This window comes from Leptotrichia hofstadii (genome assembly GCF_007990525.1).
Classification (GTDB): Bacteria; Fusobacteriota; Fusobacteriia; order Fusobacteriales; family Leptotrichiaceae; genus Leptotrichia; species Leptotrichia hofstadii.
Window position 1 is genome coordinate 2,422,945 of sequence record NZ_AP019823.1, and the last position, 24,198, is coordinate 2,447,142.

Consider the following 24,198-nt stretch of genomic DNA (forward strand, 5'->3'; position numbering starts at 1 on the left):
TCATTTTGTAATGAGTCTGTTATTAGGCAGTTCTGTATATTTATTAAATTATTTTATTCTTCAAAGAATGGCGGCAATACAAAATCAATTTCATCTTCCTTGTCTTCTTCGTAATTTTCTTCTTCGTTCAGATGAGCATTCTCATTGTTTTTTTCTTCATTCTGATTTTCTGTTTCCAGTTTTGCCTCTTCAGATGGTGCGAACCTGATTGTTCCTGAAGTTTCATCAGCTACCAAAAATTCTTCCTGAAAATCTGTTGCCACTAATGACACGCTTATTGTACCTTCAAGTTCAGGCTCTAAAATATACCCCCACAGCAAGTTTGCCTTGTCGTGTCCCGTTTTTTTCGAGATTGTCTGTGCAACTTCCTGTATTTCCTGTAATCCAATATCCGGTCCCGCAGTAATATTTACCAGTATTTTCTTTGCCCCTTCAATTGATTTTTCCAGCAATGGGCTGTTCAATGCCTGAGCAGTTGCGCTCTTAGCTTTTTCATCGCCATTTGCCTCTCCAAATCCTAACATTGCAATGCCTGAGTTTTGCATAATTGATTTTACATCTGCAAAATCCAGATTCACAATCCCTTGTTTTGTTATCAAGTCAGAAATTCCCTTTATTCCCATTTTAAGAACGCCATTTGCCTCTTTAAATGCATTCATTAAAGAAATATTCATCCCCGGTATTTCAAACAGCCTGTCATTTGGAATTGCTATTAATGTATCTACATTTTCCTTTAAATTCTCAATTCCCGTTGCAGCGTTGCTTTTCTTCAGCGGTCCCTCAAAACTGAATGGCTTTGTTACAATGGCTACAGTTAAAATTCCCATTGCTTTTGCAACTTCAGCAATAATTGGAGATGCTCCTGTACCTGTTCCTCCACCCATTCCGGCAGTTATAAACAGCATGTCTGTTCCTTCTAGCACTTCTTTTATTTTTTCTTCTGATTCTTTGGCTGCAATCCTCCCTTTTTCAGGATCTGCTCCAGCTCCCATTCCTCTTCCCAAAAGCACCTTTGTTGCCGCCTTCGATCTATCTAAATCCTGCTGATCCGTATTTATTGCTATAAACTCAACAGTTGTTATATTACTTTCAATCATATCATTTATCGCATTTCCACCGGCTCCACCTACTCCTACTACTTTCAGTTTCGCTGCATTACTAAAGTTATCCATTTTCTCTTTGCTACTTACAAATGCTGACATTGTAAAATTTATTAAAGTAGCTTCTCCTTTCTCTTATTTACTGCAATTATTCTTTCACAACAATGTCTATGAATCTTAAATCCATAGAAGTTACTCGTCTTTCTTTTTTTATTCTTTCGTATAATTTATATGCATCTTCATATTTTTTATCTGTTACTTGTGTATCTGTTATTATTTTTACGTTATTAATTAGAAGTATCTCATAATTTTTTTCAGATTGCCTTATCTCGGAAATCATAGCATAAAAATCTTTATTTCTTATTTTAGAAAGTATGGTTTTTATAGCGTTTAGACTTTCATCATTTGTATATTCTATTACAGGAATATTTCTTGAAGGATCTTCCAAAATATCGCCATAAATAACCAAATCCTTATCTGCAAGAAGAGTTTCATCTCCTTTTTTTACATATACATAAGGCTGCTTTTCTTCCAGCGTAACTTCAATTTTGCTTGGAAAAAGTTTTTTTACCGATACTTTTTTTACTCTTGCATCTTTTTTTATAAGGCTCTCAATCTCATTGGTATTCAAATATACGATATTTTTGCCTTTCATCTGTTCAAGCTTTGTTACTATGTCCTGTTTCAGCAGTTTGGACTCTCCTTTTATGAGAACTTCCTGAACTTTAAAGTAATCCGTGTCAATAAATCTTTTACCAAAAAACATCATTCCTGCCAATAAAAATAGTAAAATCAATACATTAATCGACTTTTTCATATTTAAAACTCCGTTTTTTCTATTATTATACACTTTTTTTTGATTTTATTCAATATATTAAATAAATTTATTTAAATTTATTTCAAAATTAAAATTATTTATCATTATTTTTTTAAAATTATTATTTCTGTTTCCAATTTTACTCCAAATTTTTCAAATACTACTTCCTTTACGTGTTCAATAACTGAAATTATATCATTAAATGTTGCATTTCCCAAGTTTGTAACAAAATTTGGATGTTTTGGGGAAATTTCCACATCCCCAACTCTATATCCCTTTAAACCGGCATCTGAAATTAGTTTTGCCGCAAATGTGCCTTCCGGATTTTTAAATGTGCTTCCTAAATTCGGCAAATCCAATGGATGTTTTGTTTTTCTCTGCTCCCTTTTGTCCTCTGAAGCCGCTTTATCAAATCCAAAACCAAATTTAAACAAGGCAGAAACTACAATCCATTTATTTTCTTTTATTTCAGTAGTTCTGTATTTAAAATTCAAATCTGCTGTCTTAATTTTTACAATTTCTCCGTCATTTTTACAAACTTCCACTTCTTCAATACAGTCAAAAATTTCTGTTCCATAAGCTCCACCGTTCATATTTACAAGCCCACCAACAGATCCCGGAATACCAGTAATATTTTCTAGCCCTGAATAATTATTTTTTTCCATAAAATCTATCAAATCATCCAAGTCCAGCCCAGCTTCCACTCTTACCAGATCGTAGTCGCCTTTTTTTTCTTCAACTGTTATATTTTTCAATCTTTTTAATGATAAAAAGCTTATATCCAGATTTCCATCATTAATAAGAGTGTTTGTACCATTTCCCAAAAGAAAAATATTACTTCTAGTTTGTAAAATTTCCTTTAATTCTTTTTTATCATCTATGAAAATAAGCTCCTTTGCAGTTCCGCCAACTTTCATATTTGAATATTCCTTCATCTTGGCATTTTTTATTATTTCCATTTTTATTTCATTCTCACTTTCTATGAATCTTTATATAAAAATTTCAGTTATTCTGCAATATTATTTGCTCTAACCGTCAATTTCCATCTTTCTCAAGTCACTTGCAATCTCATGAGCCACCTTTGATACGCTCCCAGCTCCCATAAACACATAGGTATTTCCACTATTTCTGTCATTTTTTATAATGTCTTCTATTTCTTCCTGAGTTTGCACTCTGACATTTCCTCCAATTTTTTCTGCAAGTAATTCTGAACTTACGTCGTAAGTATTGTCTTCGCTTGCCGCATAAATTGGAAGCAAGATCAAGTCGTCAGCATCTTTTAATGAATTTACAAAATCATCAAAGAAAAATTTTGTACGGCTGTATCGGTGAGGCTGGAAAATTACAGTCACTTTGCCTTTTTCAGTATTATGTGCCGCATTGATTGTTACTTTTACTTCTGTTGGATGATGTGCATAATCATCAATTATTCTCAAATTATTGTCATAAATAACTTGGTATCTTCTGTTTGCACCTTTAAACTTCAAGATTCTTTCTTTTACTTTTTTCATATTACATTTAAACTCGTGTGCAAAATAAATTACTGGAAGTGAATTTGAAACATTGTGGTCTCCAGGGATGCTTAGGCTGAATGTTCCTAAATCTTCACCTTTTTTTACAACTTCAAAACTTGTTATTCCATTTTCCACTCTTATATTTTTCGCATAAATATCAGCGGTTTCATCCTTTATGCTATACCAGACTACATTTTTATTTTTTATATTAAGTCCAACTTTTTCTACTGTATCTTTACAAAGTACTGCTATTTTTTCTGTACTGTCTATAAACTGCTCAAATGATTTTTTTATATTTTCAAAAGTTCCGTGATGATCCAAGTGATCAGCTTCAATATTTGTCACAACAGAATACTTTGGTTTAATGTATAAAAATGAATTGTCACTTTCATCAGCTTCAGCAATAAAATATTCTGAATTGCCAATCTGGCTGTTACTTCTTATTTCTGGAATAATCCCCCCGACTACTATAAATGGCTCCTTTTCCAAAAGCGCCACGCTCATCATTGAGCTTGTTGTAGTCTTTCCATGAGTCCCTGCCACAGCGATTCCATCAAATCTGTTCATTATTTCAGCAAGCAGTTCCCCTCTTTTTATTTTTTTTATATTATTATCTACAATGTATTTGTACTCAGGGTTTGTTTCCTTAATCGCAGTTGAATATACAAATAAATCTATTCCTTTGTCCTTTACATTTTCCTCAACTTGTCCTATATAAACCTTTATTCCCATTTCTTCCATGTCTTCTGTTACAGGCTTTCTTTCGAGATCTGAACCTGCCACGTTAAATCCGTCTGATGCCAGAATTTTTGCAAGTCCGCTCATTCCAATTCCGTTTATTCCGCTAAAATATACGTTATTTATTTTTGTTAGCATTTTTCCTCCATATTTTTTTCCTAATTTTTATTCTTAAAGTCCCATTTCTCCAACTATTGTTTCTGCTGAATTTCCTTTTTTCAAGGTTTTTACATTTTCACTCATAAATTCCAGCATTGATGCCTGTCGAACGATTGACAAGGCTTCATCTATCGCTTCTTCCACTGTTTCATTTGTAAAAATTTTTGCGCCATTTGCATATTCCAGCACATCTGCATTTTCCTTCTGTCCAACAAAATCGTATGGAATCAGTACCGATGGTTTTTCAAGCTGGATAAGTTCAGAAATAGTCGAAGCTCCTGCACGGCAGATTACAATATCAGAAGCCGCCATTAATTCTGGAACATTTTCAAAATACGGTTCAACTACTGCTGTTCCGAAATCTCTTATTCTGCAAGTTGATGCTTCATAATTATCTTTTCCAGTTGCCCAGAACAGGCGTATTCTCTCATCTTCTGTTATTGTCTTCCATTTTTTCACAATTGCTTCGTTTATGTTTTTTGCACCAAGACTTCCACCGATAATAAGGATTACTCTTTCATTATCCTTTATTCCAAGCTTTTGTCTTTCCTCCTGCTTATTTTTTCCGTAAAATTCTTCCCGCAACGGATTTCCTGTTACAACAAATTTGCTTTTATATTTTTCCTTGATACTTTCAAGTGTATTTCCAAAGGCAATAAACACCTTTTTTGCACCTTTGTAGAACCATTTGTTAGCCTGACCCATTGTATGATTCTGCTCTTGCAGATAATACGGTATTCGTAACACATTAGCCGCTATTAGCACTGGTATTGTTATATAATTTCCAAATGCTATAATTTTTGTAGGCTTTTCTTTTTTTAGCAGTTTTATTGCGCTTGCCGTTGCCGTTATCATTTTAAATCCTGATTTTATACTTCTTAAAGGCAATACATCCAGCCCAATAAATCTAAAATTTTCATTTGGAACAATATCCTTTTCCATTCTGTGCTTTGTTCCAACAAACAGTGTATCTATACCTTTTTCCCTAACTTTTTTCGCAATTGACAAAGCTGGATAGATATGTCCGCCTGTTCCTCCTGTAGTAAATACTACTTTTTCCATTGTTTATTATTCCTCTCGTTTCTCAGTTTATTTTATAAATTATTTTAAAAGTCTTGTAAAGATAAATTCAAAATTATTCCAACAATTCTCCAGAACTACATCAGATAGTCAACTTCATTCAGCTCATCCAGGCTATCTCCCATTTCCTGCTTGTACAATGCCCTTATTATGTTGTATGCTATTCCAAGCGCTGTCATTGCAGTAATTATGGAGCTTCCGCCATAGCTCATCATTGGAAGTGGAATTCCTGTCGAAGGAACTGCTCCGCTCACAACCGCTATATTTCCAATTATCTGAGTGGCAAACATCACAAAAATCCCTACTAAAAGATATTTTGCATAGACATCCTTTATTTTTTTCAAGGTAACTGCCATTATAACAAGCATAGCCAAATATAGCCCCATAAGGAACACTACTCCCATAAACCCGTTTTCTTCAGCAAATCCTGAAAAAATATAGTCAGTATGTATTTCTGGCAGAAAATTATATTTCTGAAGCCCATTTCCATAAAATCTTCCACTTAGCTTTCCATTTGCTATTGCAATTAAAGAATGATGCGTCTGGTAAACAATGCTGTCCTTTGAATTGTAGGCAGCCAGCCTGCTTGCCCTGTATCCAACCTTTGTTATCGAAAGCCAGCCCCCTATACCTATTAAGGATGTATATACCAATATTACAGAATACTTTATTTCTGAAATAAAAAGATATGTCATTCCAATTATTATGATTTGAGCTGTGCTGCTGAAAGATTTTTCCAGTATAACAAGAATAGCATATAAAAAAACTGGCACCATGATTATAAGACTTGACACCCACGGAAATTTCTTTGTCCTGTCTATCACTTTTTTACCTTTATTTTTTTTCGCATCTTTACTTTTTAACATATAAATAATTGTAGAAAGCGTGATAATCAATATTATTTTTACAAATTCTGAAGGCTGTACGGATATCGGTCCTATGGAAATCCAACGTGTCGCTCCTTTTGTATTTTTACCCACTATAAGCACCAGCAGTAGAAAAAATACGCCTATAACATAGTAATATTTTGTATATTTTTTGTAGTTTCTATAGCTGTAATTTGCTGTAAATACAAATCCTACGCCACCTGCAACCAGCCATCCCGCCTGAAAAATCAGATAATGATAGCTGTTCCCGTATTCACTCTGAGACTTAGGAAAGCTCAGGCTTGCCATCGTTATAAGGCTAAGTGCCGAAAGAATTAAAACTATTATTATAAAACTTGTTCCCAATACTTTTTTACTATTCAATTTTTTCTCCTAAATTACATTTTTTTCTAAAAAATAAAAATTATTTCCCTAAAATTTTTTGTGTCAATTCCTTAAAGACTTTTCCTCTATGTTCAAAGCTTTTAAATTGGCAAAAGCTCGATGTTGCAGGTGAAAATAGTACTGTCTGATTTTGTGAAAAATCCACATTTTCCTTCAAGTAATTTAGTACATTTTCAACTGTTTCTAAATTTTTATAATTTTTATATCCAATCTTTTCCATATCGTCAATCAAAATCTGAGCATTATCTCCAATTAAATAAACAAAATCGACTTTTTCCTTAACTCTTTCAATCAAAGGCATATTATCAATTTTCTTATCATCTCCACCAAGAATCATAATAATCGAATTATCAAATGAATCAATTGCTTTTAATGTTGATTCTACATTTGTTCCCTTAGAATCATTAATAAATGTAGTATTTTCTTTTACAAGAAAATTTTCTAGCCTATGCTCCAACGCATTTGTCGATTTTAAAAATTCTGCTATCTTTTTATTTTCTACATTTAATATTTTTGCTGAACTTATCAAAAATAACATATTTTCCAAATTATGTCTACCCTTTAATGACAATTCTTCAGTTTTTAACAAAATTTCTGAAATTTCATCAATTTTTTCACCAAAATTCTGAATTTCATCAACCAGTTTACTCAAATCCTTCATTATACGAATATTATTTTCATAAACAAAAACTGTCCCTTTTGTTTCTTTACTCAAATATACTTTTTGAGCCTTTATTTTCTGCTTTATCTCATTTCTTTCATACAGTTCTGCAAAAACTTCATCGTCTAGATTAATCAGTGCAAAGTCATCATCTGTCTGCTTATCAAAAATCGCAAACTTTGTAATATAATAATCTTCCACCGAATCATATCGTGTCAAATGATCTGGAGTTAAGTTGATTATTCCAGCGATATTTGAATGAATTTGCGGATTATTTTCCAGTTGGTAGCTGCTAAGTTCCAGCACAATATAATCAAGCTCTTCTTCATCAGCCACCAGTTTTGCAAATGAAAAACCTGCATTCCCGGCAAGTTTTGCACGAAATCCAGCAAAGTTAAGTAATTCTGCCATTTTAGTAGATGTTGTAGTTTTTCCGTTTGTGCCAGTAAACGAAATAATTTTTATACTTTTATCCACATATTTATAAGCCAGATCAATTTCTGAAATAATCTTAACACCTTTTTCCTTGGCAACTTTCAAAAGTTCTGCCTTCCACGGAATCCCAGGACTTTTTACTATAAATTCAACCTTTTCCTCATTCAAAAGCCTAATTCCCTCTGCTGACGGCATTGCAGCCTTATCATCTATCAAATATACTTCATATCCATTTTTTTCTAGCAATTCCTTAGCACCAAGCCCACTTAACCCAGCACCAAATACAATTCCCTTTTTATCCATGTGATTTTTCCTCTTTCTATTATTTATTTTATATTTCTAAATTCCAAATTCTTAAGTACTCAACTAAATTAGTTTTTATAAAAATAAATTCATTATATTCTTATTTACAATTTCATTTTTTATGAAACAATAAATAAAAATATAATTTAATTAGTTTGCAGGGGAAAAATCCCCCTGCTTTATTTATCTTAATTTCAAAATTACAAATGTTAATAGACATGTCATTATTGAAACAATCCAGAATCTTATTGTAACTTTTGTTTCAGGCAATCCCAGCAGTTCAAAATGATGATGTATTGGTGCCATTTTGAACACCCGTTTTCCAAAAGTTTTAAAGTGCCAGACTTGAATCATAACTGACAAGGCTTCCATAATAAATATAAATCCAGCAATCGGCAATAACAGCTCTTGCTTTATAAAAATAACAATAATTCCTAAAATTCCACCCAATGTTAAAGAACCTGTATCTCCCATAAACACTTGTGCTGGATAGAAATTATACCATAAGAAACCAATTAAAGCTCCGATTACTGAGGCTAAATAAACTATCATTTCAGCTGCCTGCGGAACGTAATAAAGATTTAGGTATTTTGCATATTTTACATTTCCAGTTAAATAAGTAATAATTAAAAGCGTAATACTTACTACAATTGTAGGTCCGCTCACAAGTCCATCCAGTCCATCTGTCAAATTTACCGCATTTGAAGAACCGATTATTACAAATGCCACAAAAATAAAGAACAGTATTGGAGTTATATATAAATATGAATTTTTAATTAATGGATTTATTATTGAAAAATCAATTGTTTTGCTTACAAGTCCGAATTTATATACAAAGCTGAATGTTAATGCTGTGATTATTAGTTGTCCTAATATTTTTTTCTTTCCAGAAAGCCCTTTCTTGTGCTTTGTCAATTTTAAATAGTCATCATAAAATCCAATTGTTGTAAATAAAATTGTAATTACAAATAAAAATATAATAAATTTATTTGTAAAATTACCAGCAATAGCAGTTGCAAATAAAATTGCACCAATTATTAGAAGTCCTCCCATTGTAGGCGTTCCAGACTTGTCAAAATGTGATTTAGGCCCTTCTTCTCTTGCTGTATCTCCATATTTTTTCTTTTTAAGCCAAGCAATAAACGGTTTTCCTAAAATTAACATAAACAGAAACGCAATCATAAACGCCACAGACGCTCTCAACATTATTGATTTAAAAACACGTAAAACTCTCCAGTTATTGATAAATAACTCTTGCAGTAAATATAACATTCTTTATTATAGAGTTTTTTACCCAATAATCCATATTTAAACAAATTATACAGTAATAAAAAACTCTTCTCCTTTCTTTGTTTATAATATTTATTTTTCTATGATTTCTTCTAATCTCATTCCTCGTGATGCTTTTAACAGCACTGCCTTTTGTTCAGAAATCTGTCTTATTTTTTCTTTTATTTTTTCTTTTTCATCAAAATGTCCAAATTCCTTGTTTTTTAAATTTTCATTGTCCACATTTTCCTTTATTTTTTCAAATAGGCTTTTCATCCTTTCTCCAAATAAATAAAGTTTGTCAAATTTTGTATTTTTTATTGTATTAAAAAGGCTGCTATGAAGTTCAAGCTCATTTTCTCCCAGTTCCAGCATATCTCCTAGAACCATTATTTTTAGTCTGTCGTTATATATTTGGGAAAATGTTTCAAGTGATTTCTCCATAGACATTGGACTTGCATTATAGGCATCGTTAATATATGTTGTATCACCGTTTTCAATTATTTGAAACCGCATTCCAGTCAAGCCAATATTTTTCACAGCTTCACTGATTATTTTATCTTCCATTCCGAATTGTTTAGCCACAGCGATTGCCATAACTAAGTTTAATACATTATGTTCCCCTAGAACATTCGTCTTATAATTTCTCTCAACCGTACTTTGACAAATTTTTCCAAAATATTTTAGAAAAAAATCAGTTCCATTTTCGTTAAAATGAACGTCCCCATAATAAAAATCAGACGTCTTCTCTCTAAACTCATTATTTTCTAGACTCAAAGCCCTTACAACTTCAATATTTTCAGCTTTTACATTTTTTAAATATTCATCATCTCCATTGATTACAAGCGTATTTTTAATATAAGGAATAATCTCCGTCTTTGCCAAAAATACATTTTCCTTTGTTTTCAAAAATTCCAGATGTGATTCACCAATGTTGGTAATTACATTAATATCAGGCAATGCAATCTGTCCAAGAAGATCAATTTCTCCAAAACCGCTCATTCCCATTTCCAGAATAATAAATTTGTCATCTTCTTCAGCACGCAACAAAGTGAAGGGCAATCCAATATGATTATTGTAATTCCCTTCAGTCTTTTTTCCTTTATATTTTTGTGAAAGCAAATGGTAAATCATATCCTTTACAGTGGTTTTTCCATTACTTCCCGTAATTCCAATTACTTTTATATCTAAATTTTTTCGCCATTCCTTAGCAAAATTTTGTAAAAATTCAACACTATCATTTACAAAAAATGCACGATTAGCATATTTTTCATCTATTTTTAAAGTTTTACTGTCATAAACAGCAAAAGCACCTTTTTCCAACGCTTCATTAACAAAATTGTTCCCACCTCTGATAGCAACAAAAATATCATTTTTACCAAGTTCTTTCGAGTTAATCGAAATATTATTTATCTCAAAATCTGATATTTCTACTTTATTAAAGAAACTTTGAAACACTTCAGCTTTATTCATAAAATTTCTCCAGATTCCTATCTAATTTAATACTTTTTTCACAATTATTCGCATTATAAAATTATATCATTTGAAGAGCATTTTTTCAATATATTTTTATTTTTTTTTCAAATTTTTCTAAAAGAATTTATCTTATGCACAAATCCCCTTAGAGTCAAGCTGGAAAAATTATATAAACCTAAAATTTCAGCAAAATAACCTCAATTTTTAAGTATATTTTTAAAGTAATTTTACCATAAGTATCTAAATATTTATTAATCTTTTTTAATATCCCAGCCATCAATTTCGTTAGTTTCAGAAACTTTCTTTATCCAGTACCCTGATTTTTTTACCGTCTTTATTTGCGTTGGCAAATCTACCGAGATAAATCCGTATCTGTTTTTGTAGGCATTTGTCCAGGACCAGCAGTCTATCGGTGTCCAAGTGTGATAGCCAAAGCAGTTTGAACCTTCTTCTATTGCTCTATGAAGATGTGTCAGATGTTCCCTAAAAAAATCTATTCTGTAGTCATCTTCAATTATCCCCTGTTCATTCTTAAATTTTTCTTCTCCTTCAACTCCCATTCCATTTTCTGAAATAAACCATTTTATATTTTTATAGTTATCCTGAATATTTTTAGCAATATCATAAATCGCCTGCGGATAAATTTCCCATCCTCTGTAAATATTCATTCTTTTCCCCGGCATATCATAATTTTCAAAATATTTATCAGGCAGCCAGCCATTTTTAGAAATATCAAATTCCGTTTTTCGAGCCTTTATTCTTCTTGGCTGATAATAATTCACTCCTAGAAAGTCAACTGTATTTTCTGCAATAACTTTTAGTTCCTCTTCTGTACTTTCCCACAAGACTCCATCCTTTTCCAGTATTTCTATCAATAATTCAGGAAATTTGCCATAAATCGCAGGATCTAAAAATGAATTATTAAAAAACACATCTGATATTTTGGCGGCCTTTACATCCTCTTCATTTTCACTTCTTGGATACGATGGCGTCAAATTCAAAATTACTCCTATTTTCCCTTTTTTTTTCAACGATTCTATTTTCCTAAATTCCCCAATTACCTTTGCCGAAGCAAGTGCCGTATTATACAAAACCTGCATAGCTTTTTTCCCATCTACAATAAGCGGATAATGGAATTGATACATGTACTGTGCTTCCACAGGTACTATAGGCTCATTAAAAGTCGTCCAGTATTTCACCTTGTCCCCAAACAGCTCAAATGCTTTTCTGGCATATTTTACAAACAATTCTACCACATGCTTTGATTCCCAGCCGCCATATTTTTCCTGCAATTCTATTGGCATATCAAAATGGAACAAATTCATCACAAGAGTAATCCCATTTTTCTCAAATTCCTCTATAACCTCTGTATAAAATCTCACTCCATCCTCATCAGCTTCCCCAGTTTCAAAATCCTTTATTAGCCGTGTCCATTGAATCGATGTTCTTAGTGAATTAAGCCCCATTTCCTTATACAATTTTATATCTTCCCTAAAGCTGTTATAAAAATTTGAAGCCACATTTGGTCCTACACCATCAAAAAATGCCTTCTTATCTGTATCAAACCAGTAATCAAATATATTTCTGCTCTTTTTATTAAATCTCCCCTCACTCTGTGGTCCCGAAGTAGCCGATCCCCACCAGAAATTATCTGGAAATTTCAATTTTGCCATACAATATCACTCCGTCTATCTAATTATCCGTATTTTTCCCTTATTTTCAATATTATTATATTTCCATTTTTAATAAAAAGCAACCTCTATTTCAAAAAGATATATCTTTTCTATTAAAAAAGCTATAACAACGATTTCCTTATTCTATAATGAATATATAGAAAAAATAGTACAATATATGCTATAATAACAAAACAAAATCTACTATCAAGAGAGATAACTTATGAAAGAACTATTTAAAAGCAAAATAGAGATTGTAGAATTTTACTAAAAATTTTACTATATTAGAATATAAGCCAGATTATATAAATAATATACAAAATATAATTCAAAAACAACAAATGAAAATACCTACAAAATAGAGAAAGGACAAAGCTATGACAATTTATTCAGCAACAGATATGGGAACATATGAAGAATTTCTAAAATTATTTAAAGAAGGTGATCAAAATAAAATAAGTTCATCAGGAAGAAGTTTACTTTTTATAGCATTATGTAATACAAAATCAAAAGAAAGATATAGAATAGCAAATTTTTTAATAAATAAAGGAGCTGATGTTAAAATAATAACAGAAGATGGAATGAGTATGTTTTTTCCATTATTTTCTCATGGATGGCAAGATATAGTAAAAACAACAATTTTGTGTAAGACATTATTGGAAAAAGGTGCAGATATAACAACAATACATAAGAAAGAGAAAACGGTTTCATTCAAAGAATTATTTAATATCGGCACCCCTGAAATAGAAATGTTACCGTTGTACCAACTGATATTTTCTCAACCAGGACTTCCTCTTTTAGTAAAGGATAAATGGGGATTAACAGTAATTGAATTTGCGAGAAGGTTTAATAGACTAATAGCGGTGAAAATGATGGAAGATTATGTAAAGAAATATAATTTAAAAGAAGAAAATTAGAATTTTTAGATAACTATTGTTGCAAAAATCAATGGTTATTTTTTTAGAATCAAGCTGTTTTTATTAAAATATCCTTTAATTAAATTTAATCATTAAGTATCCATATAAGGGATTTTTATTTAAAAAAATTGCTTATAATAAATATTTTTCCTATAATTTTTATGTTTTTTCTTTTTATAAAGCAAGGGAAATCAATCGCCATTTCCCTTGCAACCCTGGCTTGTCTAAGCATTTTTTTGAAATAAAAACGAAACTCGCTGACGCTTAGACAATCGTTTTCATTCCAAAAAAATCACGACATTCTATATTAAATTATAAAGATTATTATATTTAAAATTTAGGTTTTAACATTTTGAAAATATTAAATAAGCAAAATTTCGTTAAAGGAAAAATAACTAAATACAAATGTATTTCTTTCGACACAATTTTTATAATGATAAAACTTATTTATGTTAAAATAACTCTTGTTTGCGAAAGTGAACGTAGTTTTACGAAGCGAGTTTTATTTTTTCTTTATAAGAAAGTTTTGCGTAAATGGGGTAGTTCGTAGAACGTTTCGCCATTATATCTAAGTAGTAGCCAGTTATACATGTTAAAATAACTATTATTGCGAAAAAAGGCATGGCGTCTGATGCCCTTACGTTACAAAAAAATTGAATAAAAAAATAGAAAAAACTATTATTAATCATAATACTTATAAATAAAATTATAAAAGTCTTTAAGATGGATACTTAAAAATTAAATTTGATTTTTTTTAACAAGGCTATCAAATTAATTGTTATAGAATTTTATTGCTATTTTTCAAATAGGGTTTAGTATAAAAATAAAGTTATAAACAAAAAAGACTAGACTCAGAATTTACTATTCCAAGCAAGTCTTTTCCAATTTCATTTTAACATCCCTAATAATCTAAAATTTTTATTTTTTCAAACGTTGCTTTGCCATCCACTCAAACAAATGTTCCCCTTTATTATTCACAGGCATATTTCTAAGACTATAAATCCAGCTCCAGTGTCCATTGTACTCAGTTTCATGAATTTTTACATTTGGATAAGAGGAAAGTATTGCTCCATATTTTGAAAGAACATCGTAAACTCTTTTACTTGTATTTTCGTAGGAAATAGTCGGATCATTTTGTGCGTGAACCATCCAAAGCGGTTTATTTCTTATTTTCATCAAATCCTGTGTAGTAGTTGCAACTCCGCCAGAAGTAGCCGCTTTATCAAGAGCAGCCGCACTTGTACTAAATGCTGCAAAATAATCTGGATATTCAATCATCATTCTAAATGACATGTATCCACCAGCAGAAGCTCCAAAAACATAAATTCTATTTTTATCAACGTTATTTTCAGAAGCAAATTCATCAATCATGGCCTTTACTGATTTTATATACCCTTTGGTATAATTATTGTACCAAGTGTCATCAGCCTGTGGTGCCACAACATAAGCCCCGCCAAATATCTTTTGTGTTTTATCTTCTGCAAAAGCCACTGCACCACGATTTGCCAATTTTTGTGAAACATTATTCCGATAATCCTTGTATCCGCCTTCACCATTCCCATGAAACCAGATTATAAGCGGATGTTTCTTCCCATCATCTTTATTAACAGGTTTAAAATATTGATAGTTCACTCCACTTTTAGACTTCGCCGCCACAAACTTATCAGCTTCCTCATCAACAATTTTCCCTTGTCTATAAAATCCTGCTTTATAACCCTTTATCCCCTTTTTTTGCTCCACTCTATACTCCAAGTCCATCAATATATTTCGAGAAACATCCCCAGTAACATAACTCAAAGTATTTGCTCCAGCCACATCTTTTCCATATTTCAAATTAATAACAATATTCCCCTTATCATTTACAAAAATATTCTCAATTTCCCTCTCAACTTCAAATGCTCCAAGAGATTTGGTTTTTTCGTCAAGCACAATTCCAGCCTCTTTTGGCAAAGTTCCTTTAGCAAAAACTTTAAATGTATCTTTATCAATTTGTTTATTTTGAATATTTTTCCCTTGCCCTTTTGTATCAATCTCAATGGAAACAATATTCTGCCCATAATCAAATACTTTCGCATTTAACGAATACGAAATAATTGGAATAGTTGGAAAGGGTAATTCACTAGAAATTCCCAACACACTCACCAAAAACAAACCTACAAACACCAATACTTTAGTTTTCATACCAACCACTTCCTTTACAATATTTTTTTATTTCAAATTTAATTACTATTTTATTTTCAACTTCCTATACCTATTCACCGTCGCACAAAATTCCTGCTTTCTAGGCAATGCCAAATTTCCTGGATGCCCTGTGTACGAAGAAATCGAGTCAAGCCCTTCCTTTTCAATTTTTTCATAGATCCTGTCAGCCGCTTGCGAAAGTGTCAATTTTTCATCCAGCACCTTATTTTTAAAATAGTCAATCATTACGGCAATACAGTTTGTTTGGCTATCATCCACAAGTTGCTCCAGCCCTGAAATATCAATTAATTCTTTTCCATATAGAATGCTGTATTTCCCTTTGGCTTTGGTTTTATCCAGTTTTCCAGATTGTGAAAAACTTTTTTTGAGTGGAATACGCTGTGTAACTCCTTGAAATTTATCATTTGAAGAAAATTCTCGCTTGTTTTCATCTAATTTTGCAATCTCTTTTGCTTTTTCCGTTACATCTTTTGGCACATATTCATCCATCATTATAACGTGATTTGCCACATCAAAATAATCTCCAGAGCCCCCGACAATCAATATCGTAGAAACTCCAAAATTGTCATAAAGTTCCTTTACCCTGTCAATAAACGGCGTTATCGGCTCTTTCTCCTTTACCACAAGTTTTTGCATTCTTCCGTCACGAATCATAAAATTAGTAGCCGAAGTGTCCTCATCTATTAGAAGTAAAGAAGTCCCGTATTCCAGTGCTTCTGCGACATTTGCCGCCTGCGACGTGCTTCCGCTCGCATTTTCAGTCGAAAAAGCCCTTGTATCCTTATTTTGTGGCAAGTTATTGATAAATCCGCTTATATTAACCTTTTCCACATTTCTTCCATCTTCCGCACGTATTTTTACCGCATCCGATTCAGAAATTATAAATTCACGCCCATCTTGAGCAATGTGGTTGTAAACTCCTCTTTCAAGTGCCGCAAGCAACGTGGATTTACCGTGATAACCTCCACCCACAATTAGCGTAATTCCTTTTGGAATTCCCATTCCGCTTATTTCTTTCCCACTTGGAAGCTTTAATGTAATCTCAAATTTTTCTGGACTTCTAAACTTAACTGCATTTTTCATAGGCTTATCCGAAACTCCACTTTCACGTGGAAGCACAGAATCATTAGCCACAAATGAAGCAAGCCCTTTTTCCTTCAACATTTTTCTCGCATATTCCTGATCCAGCACTAGAATTACCTGCTCATTTAGCGCTTTTTTATTCAAATTATCATAAATAATGGATTTTTCCACAATTTCAGGCAGCTGCTCAAAAATAATTTTCTGTGCAGCTTTTCCCATTATCCGTCTGCCTCTCGCAGGCATCCCCATTTCAAACCTCACTTCAACTTTATCCCCCTTTATCAGAACTGAAGTTCTTTCCAAGATTTCCTGTCCACACCTGTCAATAAAAATTCTTCCACTCCCCCCAGTTCCTGTACTATCATTTCCGCTTTTCTGAATTTCCCTGTAAAAATTTCTCGTAAGAAAATCCGAAACTGCAATATTCTTATCCTTCGTATCTGTCAGCTCACAAGGAATCCCACAAATTTTCCTATCCATTATAACCCTCATTTTTGAAGGTGGAGCATAAGGATCCGACTGCACATGATCAATCGCAAAAATATACTTTTCAAATTTATATTCTCCTTTAAGCGATTTATATGCCGAATAACTTTTTCCATCCATTGAAAATAATGTTTTTTCTAATTCTTTATAATTTTTCATTTCTGTAAACTCTCCTTTACTAGCCATATATCTTTCTATTCTCATTTTAACACACTTCTCTTTTATTTCCCAAATTCTTTTTCTTAATTGGATATAAAAAAATGCCCTAATCAATTAAAACTAGAGCATCTTTTCATCTTTTTTACAATTAACTATAGATAAAGATAGTTATTTTTCATTCAAAACTACTTTATCAAACCTGCTTTAATTACTTAATTCTCAATTTTTTATTTTATTAATAAGGAATCACGTTCCCAAATTCTTCTTAAACTTCCTGAAAATTAAAATTCAATCCCAATCTATCGCCTGTTGAGGTATATTCCCTAAATTTATAAATTAATGGTTTCCATTTCTTTGTATCGATGTGAGAATCATCCTTCATTATTTTTTCATCAACAAAAATTCCCTGTATTTCACAGGTTACTATGGCAAACCAGTCTTTTTTTTGAATATCTGTAACTTTTGCCTCTATGTGAATTGGACACTCCTTTATTCTCACAGAATTTACTATTTCACCAGCTAGTTCAGTAAATCCTGCAATTTTAAACTTATCTTCACAGTATATATATCCAAGATTCTGCTTTACTTCTGATATTTCTGTATCGCCTGTAAATTTTTCAATCTTTTTTACACTTTCGTACAAGTTTTCATCTGGAACATTAAAAGTTACATCCGATCCATTTTCAATATTCTTAAATCCTTTATTTCCAAATCCTATTCCCACAACTATTGATTTCCCAAGTACAAATGAAGATGATAACGGAGTTACATTGCTTTTGCCTGTTTCTTTATTCTTTGTAGTCATCAGTAATACTGGAAATCCATAATAAAATCCATTTTTTTCTAATTTTTTAAACATAATTACCACTCCTCAATATATGAAAATTTTTATGTATCTTTTTAGTAATTATACTCCCATAATCTTTTTTCTCAATTTGCAAACAAACATTTTATCATTCCGTTATTTCAATCAAATTCCCTTCACAATCCTCAATAACACTCTCATAATATCCATCTCCAGTCGTCCTAGGTCCGCTTAAACATCTAAACCCGTCATTTACAAGTCTTTGTGTCAATTTATCGACATTTTCTTTGTTTCCAACGCTAAAAGCAAGATGGATAAAGCCTTCATTCATTATTTTATCATTTCTTTCCAAAAGTTCAGGACGTGACATTATTTCAAGCCGTGCTTCACTATCTGGAAAACTTAAGAAATAAGTCTGTAATCCAGTTTTTTTATTATGATATTTCTCATTTGCCTTTGCTTCAAAATATTTCTCATAAAATTCCCTTGTTTTTTCCAAATCTTTTACATAAATTGCTACATGATTTATTTTCATAACTAATCTCCTTCAATATTTTTTATAAAATTTATCTTTTATTCCAATCCTTCTATTTCCTTCTCAATTTGACTTTTTCCATCTACCAAATCCCATTTTTCATAGAGTTTTTCAATTCCTGGCATAAATATTCCAAGTAAAGGCCCAAACAGAGCCATGCTAATTATCGTGCCTTCACGTAGACTCCATTCTATAGGAAATACAAGTGTCAAAATAACTACAAGCCCAACACAGAAAAAATCTACCCATTGCCTAAACTTTGCAAACGGAATCCCAGTTTTTACATGTATCGCACTGCAAAAACCTTCCAAAGCAAATGTTGGCAATCCCAAAACTACTATCGCTCCCATTGTAAAGGCAACTGATACAAGTACTATAACATTAGTTGTTATTCTAAAAATATAGTTATTAAATGCCATATTTTTAAAAACTACATATACAAAAAAATTAATTGAATATCCTAGCAACATAGAAATAGGTATTTGTAAAAAATTTATCTTTTTAAATTCCTTTTTTAGTAAAATAAGTTGTCCCAATACACATAAATAATTACATATTATCGCTATTGTTCCCATTTTTATTCCTGTCAAAAACGAAAAAGATAGTGCCATCGCATCCCAAGGTCCAACTCCTACATTCATCTTTACCAAAAGTGCTAATTCCATACCTGCCAGTATCGTAAGTAATATAAGCAATCCATACGCTCTTATCATTCTATTCATTTTCTCTCTATTTCTCCATTTTTAAAACACAGCCTCAATAGCCCCAAAATATCAAATACATCGCTCACATATCTCAAAAATCCATTTTCTGTTAGCAAAGGATACATCAAAGCCTTATTTACGTGATCAATCAACATTGATAAAAAAGCGATATATTTTAATTGTGCTCCTGAAAAGATTCTTATCTTGCTAAATCTATTATTCCCATAAGCTGTACTCATAACAATTCTCCCTTTACATTTTTATTTTTTCTATAATTCAGATTTTATTTAAGTTTCTCAATTTCATTTTAATACTAAACCCCATTTAAATAGCGAATTTATTAAAAACTTTTCTAAAAAAGGATAAAAACCTAATATTTTCAAATAATTAAAATATAATTTTCACTTTTTAGACAGAATCTGCCATAACCTAATCCGTCGGAGCATTTTTCTGTGCTGGCAAAACTGTCTGAGCATAGCGAGTTTTTTGTCAGTGCAGAAAAATGTCGTAGACTAGCCATAGGTTATTGCGTAGCAATCTTGCCATAATTTTAATTATCAGGATAAACCTTTATTGCAAGATAAGGTTTTGCGGCAATGAGCAATCCTACGAAAACAAAAAAGAAAAAACATAGTAATTAGTTGAATAATTATGAAATAACTATTATAAAAATTTATTCCTATTTTCAAAAGGGGTTTATTATTACATTTTTATTTTTTCTAAAATTCTGATATTATTTAAGTTTCTCAGTTTCATTTTAAAAAGTTTCACACAAAAGCAAAGGGGGTTCGCTATTTTAAAAATCCCCTTATTTTTTACTAATTTTTTCAATAAATAATTTCAAATGCTAATCCAAATCTTCTCCATTACTTGCAATAACTTTTTTATACCAGTCAAATGATTTTTTCTTGCTTCTCTTCAATGTTCCATTTCCATCATTATCTCTATCTACATAGATAAATCCGTAACGTTTTTTCATTTCTCCAGTTCCTGCACTTACTAAGTCAATAGGCCCCCAAGTTGTATACCCTAGAAGTTCTACTCCATCCAGTTCAACCGCTTCCTTCATTGCCTTTATATGATTTCTCAAATAGTCAATTCTATAATCATCTTCCACATATCCATCTGCATCTGGAATATCCACAGCTCCAAGCCCGTTTTCCACAACAAACAATGGTTTTTGATATCTGTCATAAATTTCGTTTATTGTAGTTCTAAATCCTAACGGATCTAGCCCCCATCCCCAGTCTGTCACTTCAATATACGGATTTCTCATTGTTTTTAGCAAGTTTCCTTCTCCAAGTCTATCAGCTTCTGCAGAGATACAACGAGTTGTGTAATATGAAAAACTTACGAAATCAACTGGATTTTCCCTCAAAATTTTCTCATCTTCATTTGTAATTCCAATGTTTATATTTTCTCTTTCAAAGAATTTCTTAGCATAGGCAGGATAATATCCACGAGCCTGCACATCTATGAAAAAATAATTTTCTCTGTCTTTTTCAAGTGCAACCCACACATCTTCTGGTTTTGAAGTAAGTGGATAAAATTTCCCAGCCGCAAGCATACATCCAATTTTGTTTTCTGGATCAATTTCATGTCCAATTTTTGTAACCCAAGCGCTTGCCACCAATTCATTGTGTGCCGCAGTATACAAAACCTGATTTTTATTTTCCCCTTCTTCAAAAACAATTCCTGCTCCCATAAACGGTGCGTGTAATAAAATATTAATTTCATTAAACGTAATCCAATATTTTACAAGCCCTTTATATCTAGTGAAAATTACAGTACACAATCTTTTGTAGAAATCAATAACTTTTCTGTTTCTCCATCCCCCATATTCCTTGATTAAGTGAATAGGAAAATCAAAATGCGTTATTGTAACCAATGGCTCAATTCCATATTTTCTACATTCCTTAAATACATTTTCATAAAATTCAAGCCCTTTTTCATTCGGAGTTTCTTCATCTCCATTTGGGAAAATACGAGTCCATGCTATCGACATTCTATAAGTCTTAAATCCCATTTCTGCAAATAATTCAATATCTTCCTTGTATCTATGATAAAAATCAATCGCCCCTTTAGCAGGATAAAAATGCTCATCGTCAAATTCCAGCATTTTTTTCTCTCCAGTAATTACAGCAAGCCTATCTTCCCCAACTGGCGACAAATCTACATTTGCAAGTCCTCTTCCATCCTCATTATAAGCTCCTTCAAGCTGATTTGCGGCAGTAGCTCCGCCCCATAAAAAGTCTTTTCTAAATCCCATTTCTATCTCCTCCTAAAAAATTTTCGTATTTAATATTTTTAATAATTTTCTTTACATTAAAAATATAACACTAAAATCTTACAAAAACAAGAGCATTTATCAATTTTCCCCATTGTTTCAAAATTATGTCTATTGTAATTATTTTTTTGATACTTTCGGTTCATTTGTCTCATAATTTTTACTGACTTCCAGTGAAGTATTTATATTTTTGTAGTAATTCGACACTAAAAGCGAAGTGAAAAATATGTCCAGCACATAATTAATCCCAGTAAATAGCGACGCCATCTCAAAACTCAAAATATAATTTGGAGCATGTATTTCAATATATTCTGAACACGCTTTTTTTATTTCCTCAGACGAGCCATTCCCAATTCCTACAACAAATACATTCCTTTTTTTCAAATATTCCGCAATTCTAATCATATAGGGATTATTCCCCGAAAGCGAGATAATAAGAGTCATGTCTTTTTTCCCTTTTTCCGTAGAAATTACATAATGCTCATTAAGACCATCATAAGCCGCGCTCTCTATTCCAAGCGTCATAAATTTAAATGAAGCCAATTTTGCTAATATATATGAAATTCCAGTTCCATAAATCTCAATTTTCTTAACATTTTTAAGTTTTTCAATAATTTTTTCCATAACAGGTGTATCCAAATTAAGTTTTGTAGCCCCGATAACTCTTTCATAAAGCGATGGAATAATTGAGATAATTTCATCGTATTTTGTTTCACTGTTTACAGGCTCTTCGCTAAGCAGTCCTTTAATTTTCATCATTTCCTCGACTTCCTTATCCAGACTTCTCTGAAAGTCCCTATACCCTTCAACTCCTAGTTTTCTGCAAAATCTCACAACAGTAGCCTTGCTCACAAACGCCTTTTTAGCCAAACTCTCCGCTGACAGCAAATGTACCTCATCCAAGTGTTTTAAAATGTAATCTGCTATTTCATTTTCATTATTTGTAAAATTCTCCTTTTTTTCTAGTTTACTAATAATCATCCTTCACCTTCTTATTAAATAAAAAAGGCAAAACCAAAGGGGGAAAACATTTATTAGAAGTATTTCCCGCCATTTCAGTTTTGTCTAATCCAAATAGTAATAACTCAAATTTATAAACTTCACATATTCTTTACATAACCATTATACCTTGACTTTCCTATTTGTCAATAGCAATTTATTTTTTATTTTTGCTTTTTCAAATTTAATTTTATTCTGTATATTCAAAATCCTCTATTATCTTTTCCAAATTTTCCTTCGTAAAATTTTTTCTCAAATTCTCCAATTTCCCCTTCAATTCCTTTTCTTTTTCGAATATTCCAAGTTTACTCTCATATTCATCCAGCTTCTGAACACCTTTTTTTATATTATCAAAAACAGCCTGCCTTGTAACCCCGCATTGTTCAGCAATTTCAGAAAGGGAGCTGTTTTCCTCCAGATAAAGCTCCAAATATTGCCTTTTCTTTTTGGGGAAAAGTTCTCCATAATATGAAAACAAAACTGAATATTTCAAGAAATTTTCCAATTTATCCATATATTCAACTCCTTTTTTATTACCTGCATCCCTAAATAGCTAACTTTTTAACTTTTTCACAATTTGATCCTTCCATACATACTGTTCCATCTTGTGTTTCTCGATTTCTTTCCTTACAATTGAAATCTTTTCTAAAATATTTTTATAATTTTCATTTTCCGTTCCTAAAACATTTTTACACACTTCTTCACATTTTTCCAGCAATACTAAAGATTTTTTGTAGCTATTGCTTTCAAAATAGACATTTGCCAAATTATTAATAATATTCAAATAAAGGTTTGAATTTTCTCCAGCTTCATTGCTTAATATTTCCAATGATTCGTCCGTTATGCTTTTTGCCAGTTTTTTTTCGCCAAGTTTAACATACGGTTTTACCATATTACTTAATATTACTGCTTTCTGAATTTGATTATTCTCAAGTTTTTCCAATATTTCCAGACTTTTTTGCTGCCATTTTATCGAATCCTGATAACGCTCATTTTCTTCATAAAATAACCCCAAATTGTTACAAATACCCGAAAAAACATATCCATTCCTAAAGTTATTTTTTTTATAAACTTTTACCGCCTTAAAATATTTTTCCTCCACCTTGTCACATTTTTTCATAATCCTGTAAACTTCAGCCAGATTTGCGCTGCAAGTAACAAATGCAAGACTATTTTCCCCATATTTTTTTAAAACCATTTTTTCCACTTTAGACAAAAGCCTTAATGACTCCTCAAATTTTCCAACATATTTCAAAGCATTTCCCAGTTCCGTCAGAACTCGTATATTCTCATTGCTCTCATCTCCATATACTCTTCTAAACAGCACCTTCAATTCCCTCAAAACCACAATTTCCTTTTGAATTTCCCCATTATTTACATACTCTTCTCTTTTTAACAGCAATTCCTGTATCCTAGCCTCTTTGATTTCTTTTTCTTTATTAGTCATCTATAAATTTCCTCTTTTAAAAAGTTTTATTTTTTAACCCGTTCTTACTTATTTATAATACCATAAATTCTGCAATAA

21 protein-coding genes are annotated in these 24,198 nt (G+C 31.6%); 1 reads left to right on the forward strand and 20 read right to left on the reverse strand.

Annotation, left to right across the window (positions count from 1 at the left end; genetic code table 11):
* Window positions 1–53 precede the first annotated feature (53 nt).
* From ftsZ to FVE77_RS11510, 10 genes are all read right to left on the reverse strand, one after another.
* Window positions 54–1,202 (reverse strand): cell division protein FtsZ, encoded by a 1,149-nt coding sequence (ftsZ, locus tag FVE77_RS11465; protein WP_026745863.1) that lies wholly within the window; start codon window positions 1,200–1,202, stop codon window positions 54–56.
* Between the two features lie 46 nt (window positions 1,203–1,248).
* Window positions 1,249–1,917 carry a cell division protein FtsQ/DivIB gene (locus tag FVE77_RS11470; protein WP_026745864.1) on the reverse strand — a complete coding sequence of 223 codons (669 nt, stop codon included), beginning with the start codon at window positions 1,915–1,917 and terminating at the stop codon, window positions 1,249–1,251.
* Between the two features lie 104 nt (window positions 1,918–2,021).
* The gene (gene murB, locus FVE77_RS11475) at window positions 2,022–2,876 is read right to left on the reverse strand and encodes a UDP-N-acetylmuramate dehydrogenase (RefSeq protein ID WP_026745865.1); all 855 of its coding nucleotides are present in this window, start codon (window positions 2,874–2,876) and stop codon (window positions 2,022–2,024) included.
* A gap of 69 nt (window positions 2,877–2,945) precedes the next feature.
* Window positions 2,946–4,307 carry a UDP-N-acetylmuramate--L-alanine ligase gene (gene murC / locus FVE77_RS11480; RefSeq protein ID WP_026745866.1) on the reverse strand — a complete coding sequence of 454 codons (1,362 nt, stop codon included), beginning with the start codon at window positions 4,305–4,307 and terminating at the stop codon, window positions 2,946–2,948.
* A 33-nt stretch (window positions 4,308–4,340) separates the two neighbouring features.
* On the reverse strand, window positions 4,341–5,390 hold the full coding sequence (murG, locus tag FVE77_RS11485) for an undecaprenyldiphospho-muramoylpentapeptide beta-N-acetylglucosaminyltransferase (RefSeq protein WP_026745867.1): 1,050 nt from the start codon (window positions 5,388–5,390) through the stop codon (window positions 4,341–4,343).
* A 95-nt stretch (window positions 5,391–5,485) separates the two neighbouring features.
* A complete protein-coding gene (locus tag FVE77_RS11490) occupies window positions 5,486–6,658 on the reverse strand; it encodes an FtsW/RodA/SpoVE family cell cycle protein (RefSeq protein ID WP_026745868.1) in 1,173 nt (390 codons plus the stop codon).
* A 40-nt stretch (window positions 6,659–6,698) separates the two neighbouring features.
* Window positions 6,699–8,078, reverse strand: a complete 1,380-nt coding sequence (gene murD / locus FVE77_RS11495; RefSeq protein WP_026745869.1) for a UDP-N-acetylmuramoyl-L-alanine--D-glutamate ligase — start codon at window positions 8,076–8,078, stop codon at window positions 6,699–6,701.
* A 183-nt stretch (window positions 8,079–8,261) separates the two neighbouring features.
* A complete protein-coding gene (gene mraY, locus FVE77_RS11500) occupies window positions 8,262–9,350 on the reverse strand; it encodes a phospho-N-acetylmuramoyl-pentapeptide-transferase (protein ID WP_006806129.1) in 1,089 nt (362 codons plus the stop codon).
* Window positions 9,351–9,440: 90 nt separating this feature from the next.
* Window positions 9,441–10,820, reverse strand: coding sequence for a UDP-N-acetylmuramoyl-tripeptide--D-alanyl-D-alanine ligase (locus FVE77_RS11505; RefSeq protein ID WP_026745870.1), 1,380 nt, complete (start codon window positions 10,818–10,820; stop codon window positions 9,441–9,443).
* Between the two features lie 254 nt (window positions 10,821–11,074).
* Window positions 11,075–12,496, reverse strand: a complete 1,422-nt coding sequence (locus FVE77_RS11510) for a glycoside hydrolase family 1 protein (protein WP_026745871.1) — start codon at window positions 12,494–12,496, stop codon at window positions 11,075–11,077.
* A 377-nt stretch (window positions 12,497–12,873) separates the two neighbouring features.
* Here FVE77_RS11510 and FVE77_RS11515 point away from each other — a divergent pair, with 377 nt between their 5' ends.
* On the forward strand, window positions 12,874–13,413 hold the full coding sequence (locus FVE77_RS11515) for an ankyrin repeat domain-containing protein (protein ID WP_026745872.1): 540 nt from the start codon (window positions 12,874–12,876) through the stop codon (window positions 13,411–13,413).
* Window positions 13,414–14,331: 918 nt separating this feature from the next.
* Here FVE77_RS11515 and FVE77_RS11520 read toward each other — a convergent pair.
* From FVE77_RS11520 to FVE77_RS11565, 10 genes are all read right to left on the reverse strand, one after another.
* Window positions 14,332–15,594 carry a prolyl oligopeptidase family serine peptidase gene (locus tag FVE77_RS11520; protein ID WP_026745873.1) on the reverse strand — a complete coding sequence of 421 codons (1,263 nt, stop codon included), beginning with the start codon at window positions 15,592–15,594 and terminating at the stop codon, window positions 14,332–14,334.
* A gap of 45 nt (window positions 15,595–15,639) precedes the next feature.
* Window positions 15,640–17,388: an ABC-ATPase domain-containing protein gene (locus FVE77_RS11525; RefSeq protein WP_232052923.1), complete on the reverse strand. Its 1,749-nt coding sequence runs from the start codon at window positions 17,386–17,388 to the stop codon at window positions 15,640–15,642.
* A gap of 220 nt (window positions 17,389–17,608) precedes the next feature.
* Window positions 17,609–18,202 carry a flavin reductase family protein gene (locus tag FVE77_RS11530; RefSeq protein WP_026745875.1) on the reverse strand — a complete coding sequence of 198 codons (594 nt, stop codon included), beginning with the start codon at window positions 18,200–18,202 and terminating at the stop codon, window positions 17,609–17,611.
* Between the two features lie 94 nt (window positions 18,203–18,296).
* Window positions 18,297–18,683, reverse strand: a complete 387-nt coding sequence (locus FVE77_RS11535) for a VOC family protein (RefSeq protein ID WP_026745876.1) — start codon at window positions 18,681–18,683, stop codon at window positions 18,297–18,299.
* Between the two features lie 38 nt (window positions 18,684–18,721).
* Complete coding sequence (locus FVE77_RS11540; protein WP_026745877.1) at window positions 18,722–19,405, reverse strand: YczE/YyaS/YitT family protein; 684 nt, start codon at window positions 19,403–19,405, stop codon at window positions 18,722–18,724.
* Window positions 19,402–19,626, reverse strand: a complete 225-nt coding sequence (locus FVE77_RS11545; RefSeq protein ID WP_026745878.1) for a hypothetical protein — start codon at window positions 19,624–19,626, stop codon at window positions 19,402–19,404. Before FVE77_RS11545 ends, FVE77_RS11540 begins: the two co-directional genes overlap by 4 nt.
* Before the next feature lie 608 nt (window positions 19,627–20,234).
* The gene (locus FVE77_RS11550) at window positions 20,235–21,656 is read right to left on the reverse strand and encodes a 6-phospho-beta-glucosidase (RefSeq protein WP_026745102.1); all 1,422 of its coding nucleotides are present in this window, start codon (window positions 21,654–21,656) and stop codon (window positions 20,235–20,237) included.
* A gap of 138 nt (window positions 21,657–21,794) precedes the next feature.
* Window positions 21,795–22,655, reverse strand: a complete 861-nt coding sequence (locus tag FVE77_RS11555; protein WP_026745103.1) for a MurR/RpiR family transcriptional regulator — start codon at window positions 22,653–22,655, stop codon at window positions 21,795–21,797.
* A gap of 208 nt (window positions 22,656–22,863) precedes the next feature.
* Window positions 22,864–23,187, reverse strand: a complete 324-nt coding sequence (ylxM, locus tag FVE77_RS11560) for a YlxM family DNA-binding protein (RefSeq protein WP_026745104.1) — start codon at window positions 23,185–23,187, stop codon at window positions 22,864–22,866.
* 39 nt (window positions 23,188–23,226) lie between these two features.
* The gene (locus tag FVE77_RS11565; RefSeq protein WP_026745105.1) at window positions 23,227–24,120 is read right to left on the reverse strand and encodes a tetratricopeptide repeat protein; all 894 of its coding nucleotides are present in this window, start codon (window positions 24,118–24,120) and stop codon (window positions 23,227–23,229) included.
* Window positions 24,121–24,198 lie beyond the last annotated feature (78 nt).

Coding starts and splice junctions, on each gene's coding strand:
- ftsZ (WP_026745863.1), bottom strand. CDS start 1,202: ATGTCAGCATTTGTAAGTAGCAAAGAGAAAATGGATAACTTTAGTAAT.
- FVE77_RS11535 (WP_026745876.1), bottom strand. CDS start 18,683: ATGAAAATAAATCATGTAGCAATTTATGTAAAAGATTTGGAAAAAACA.
- murB (WP_026745865.1), bottom strand. CDS start 2,876: ATGGAAATAATAAAAAATGCCAAGATGAAGGAATATTCAAATATGAAA.
- FVE77_RS11555 (WP_026745103.1), bottom strand. CDS start 22,655: ATGATTATTAGTAAACTAGAAAAAAAGGAGAATTTTACAAATAATGAA.
- FVE77_RS11545 (WP_026745878.1), bottom strand. CDS start 19,626: ATGAGTACAGCTTATGGGAATAATAGATTTAGCAAGATAAGAATCTTT.
- FVE77_RS11565 (WP_026745105.1), bottom strand. CDS start 24,120: ATGACTAATAAAGAAAAAGAAATCAAAGAGGCTAGGATACAGGAATTG.
- murD (WP_026745869.1), bottom strand. CDS start 8,078: ATGGATAAAAAGGGAATTGTATTTGGTGCTGGGTTAAGTGGGCTTGGT.
- murC (WP_026745866.1), bottom strand. CDS start 4,307: ATGCTAACAAAAATAAATAACGTATATTTTAGCGGAATAAACGGAATT.
- FVE77_RS11530 (WP_026745875.1), bottom strand. CDS start 18,202: ATGTTTAAAAAATTAGAAAAAAATGGATTTTATTATGGATTTCCAGTA.
- FVE77_RS11520 (WP_026745873.1), bottom strand. CDS start 15,594: ATGAAAACTAAAGTATTGGTGTTTGTAGGTTTGTTTTTGGTGAGTGTG.
- FVE77_RS11505 (WP_026745870.1), bottom strand. CDS start 10,820: ATGAATAAAGCTGAAGTGTTTCAAAGTTTCTTTAATAAAGTAGAAATA.
- mraY (WP_006806129.1), bottom strand. CDS start 9,350: ATGTTATATTTACTGCAAGAGTTATTTATCAATAACTGGAGAGTTTTA.
- FVE77_RS11510 (WP_026745871.1), bottom strand. CDS start 12,496: ATGGCAAAATTGAAATTTCCAGATAATTTCTGGTGGGGATCGGCTACT.
- FVE77_RS11470 (WP_026745864.1), bottom strand. CDS start 1,917: ATGAAAAAGTCGATTAATGTATTGATTTTACTATTTTTATTGGCAGGA.
- FVE77_RS11550 (WP_026745102.1), bottom strand. CDS start 21,656: ATGGGATTTAGAAAAGACTTTTTATGGGGCGGAGCTACTGCCGCAAAT.
- murG (WP_026745867.1), bottom strand. CDS start 5,390: ATGGAAAAAGTAGTATTTACTACAGGAGGAACAGGCGGACATATCTAT.
- ylxM (WP_026745104.1), bottom strand. CDS start 23,187: ATGGATAAATTGGAAAATTTCTTGAAATATTCAGTTTTGTTTTCATAT.
- FVE77_RS11525 (WP_232052923.1), bottom strand. CDS start 17,388: ATGAGAATAGAAAGATATATGGCTAGTAAAGGAGAGTTTACAGAAATG.
- FVE77_RS11515 (WP_026745872.1), top strand. CDS start 12,874: ATGACAATTTATTCAGCAACAGATATGGGAACATATGAAGAATTTCTA.
- FVE77_RS11540 (WP_026745877.1), bottom strand. CDS start 19,405: ATGAATAGAATGATAAGAGCGTATGGATTGCTTATATTACTTACGATA.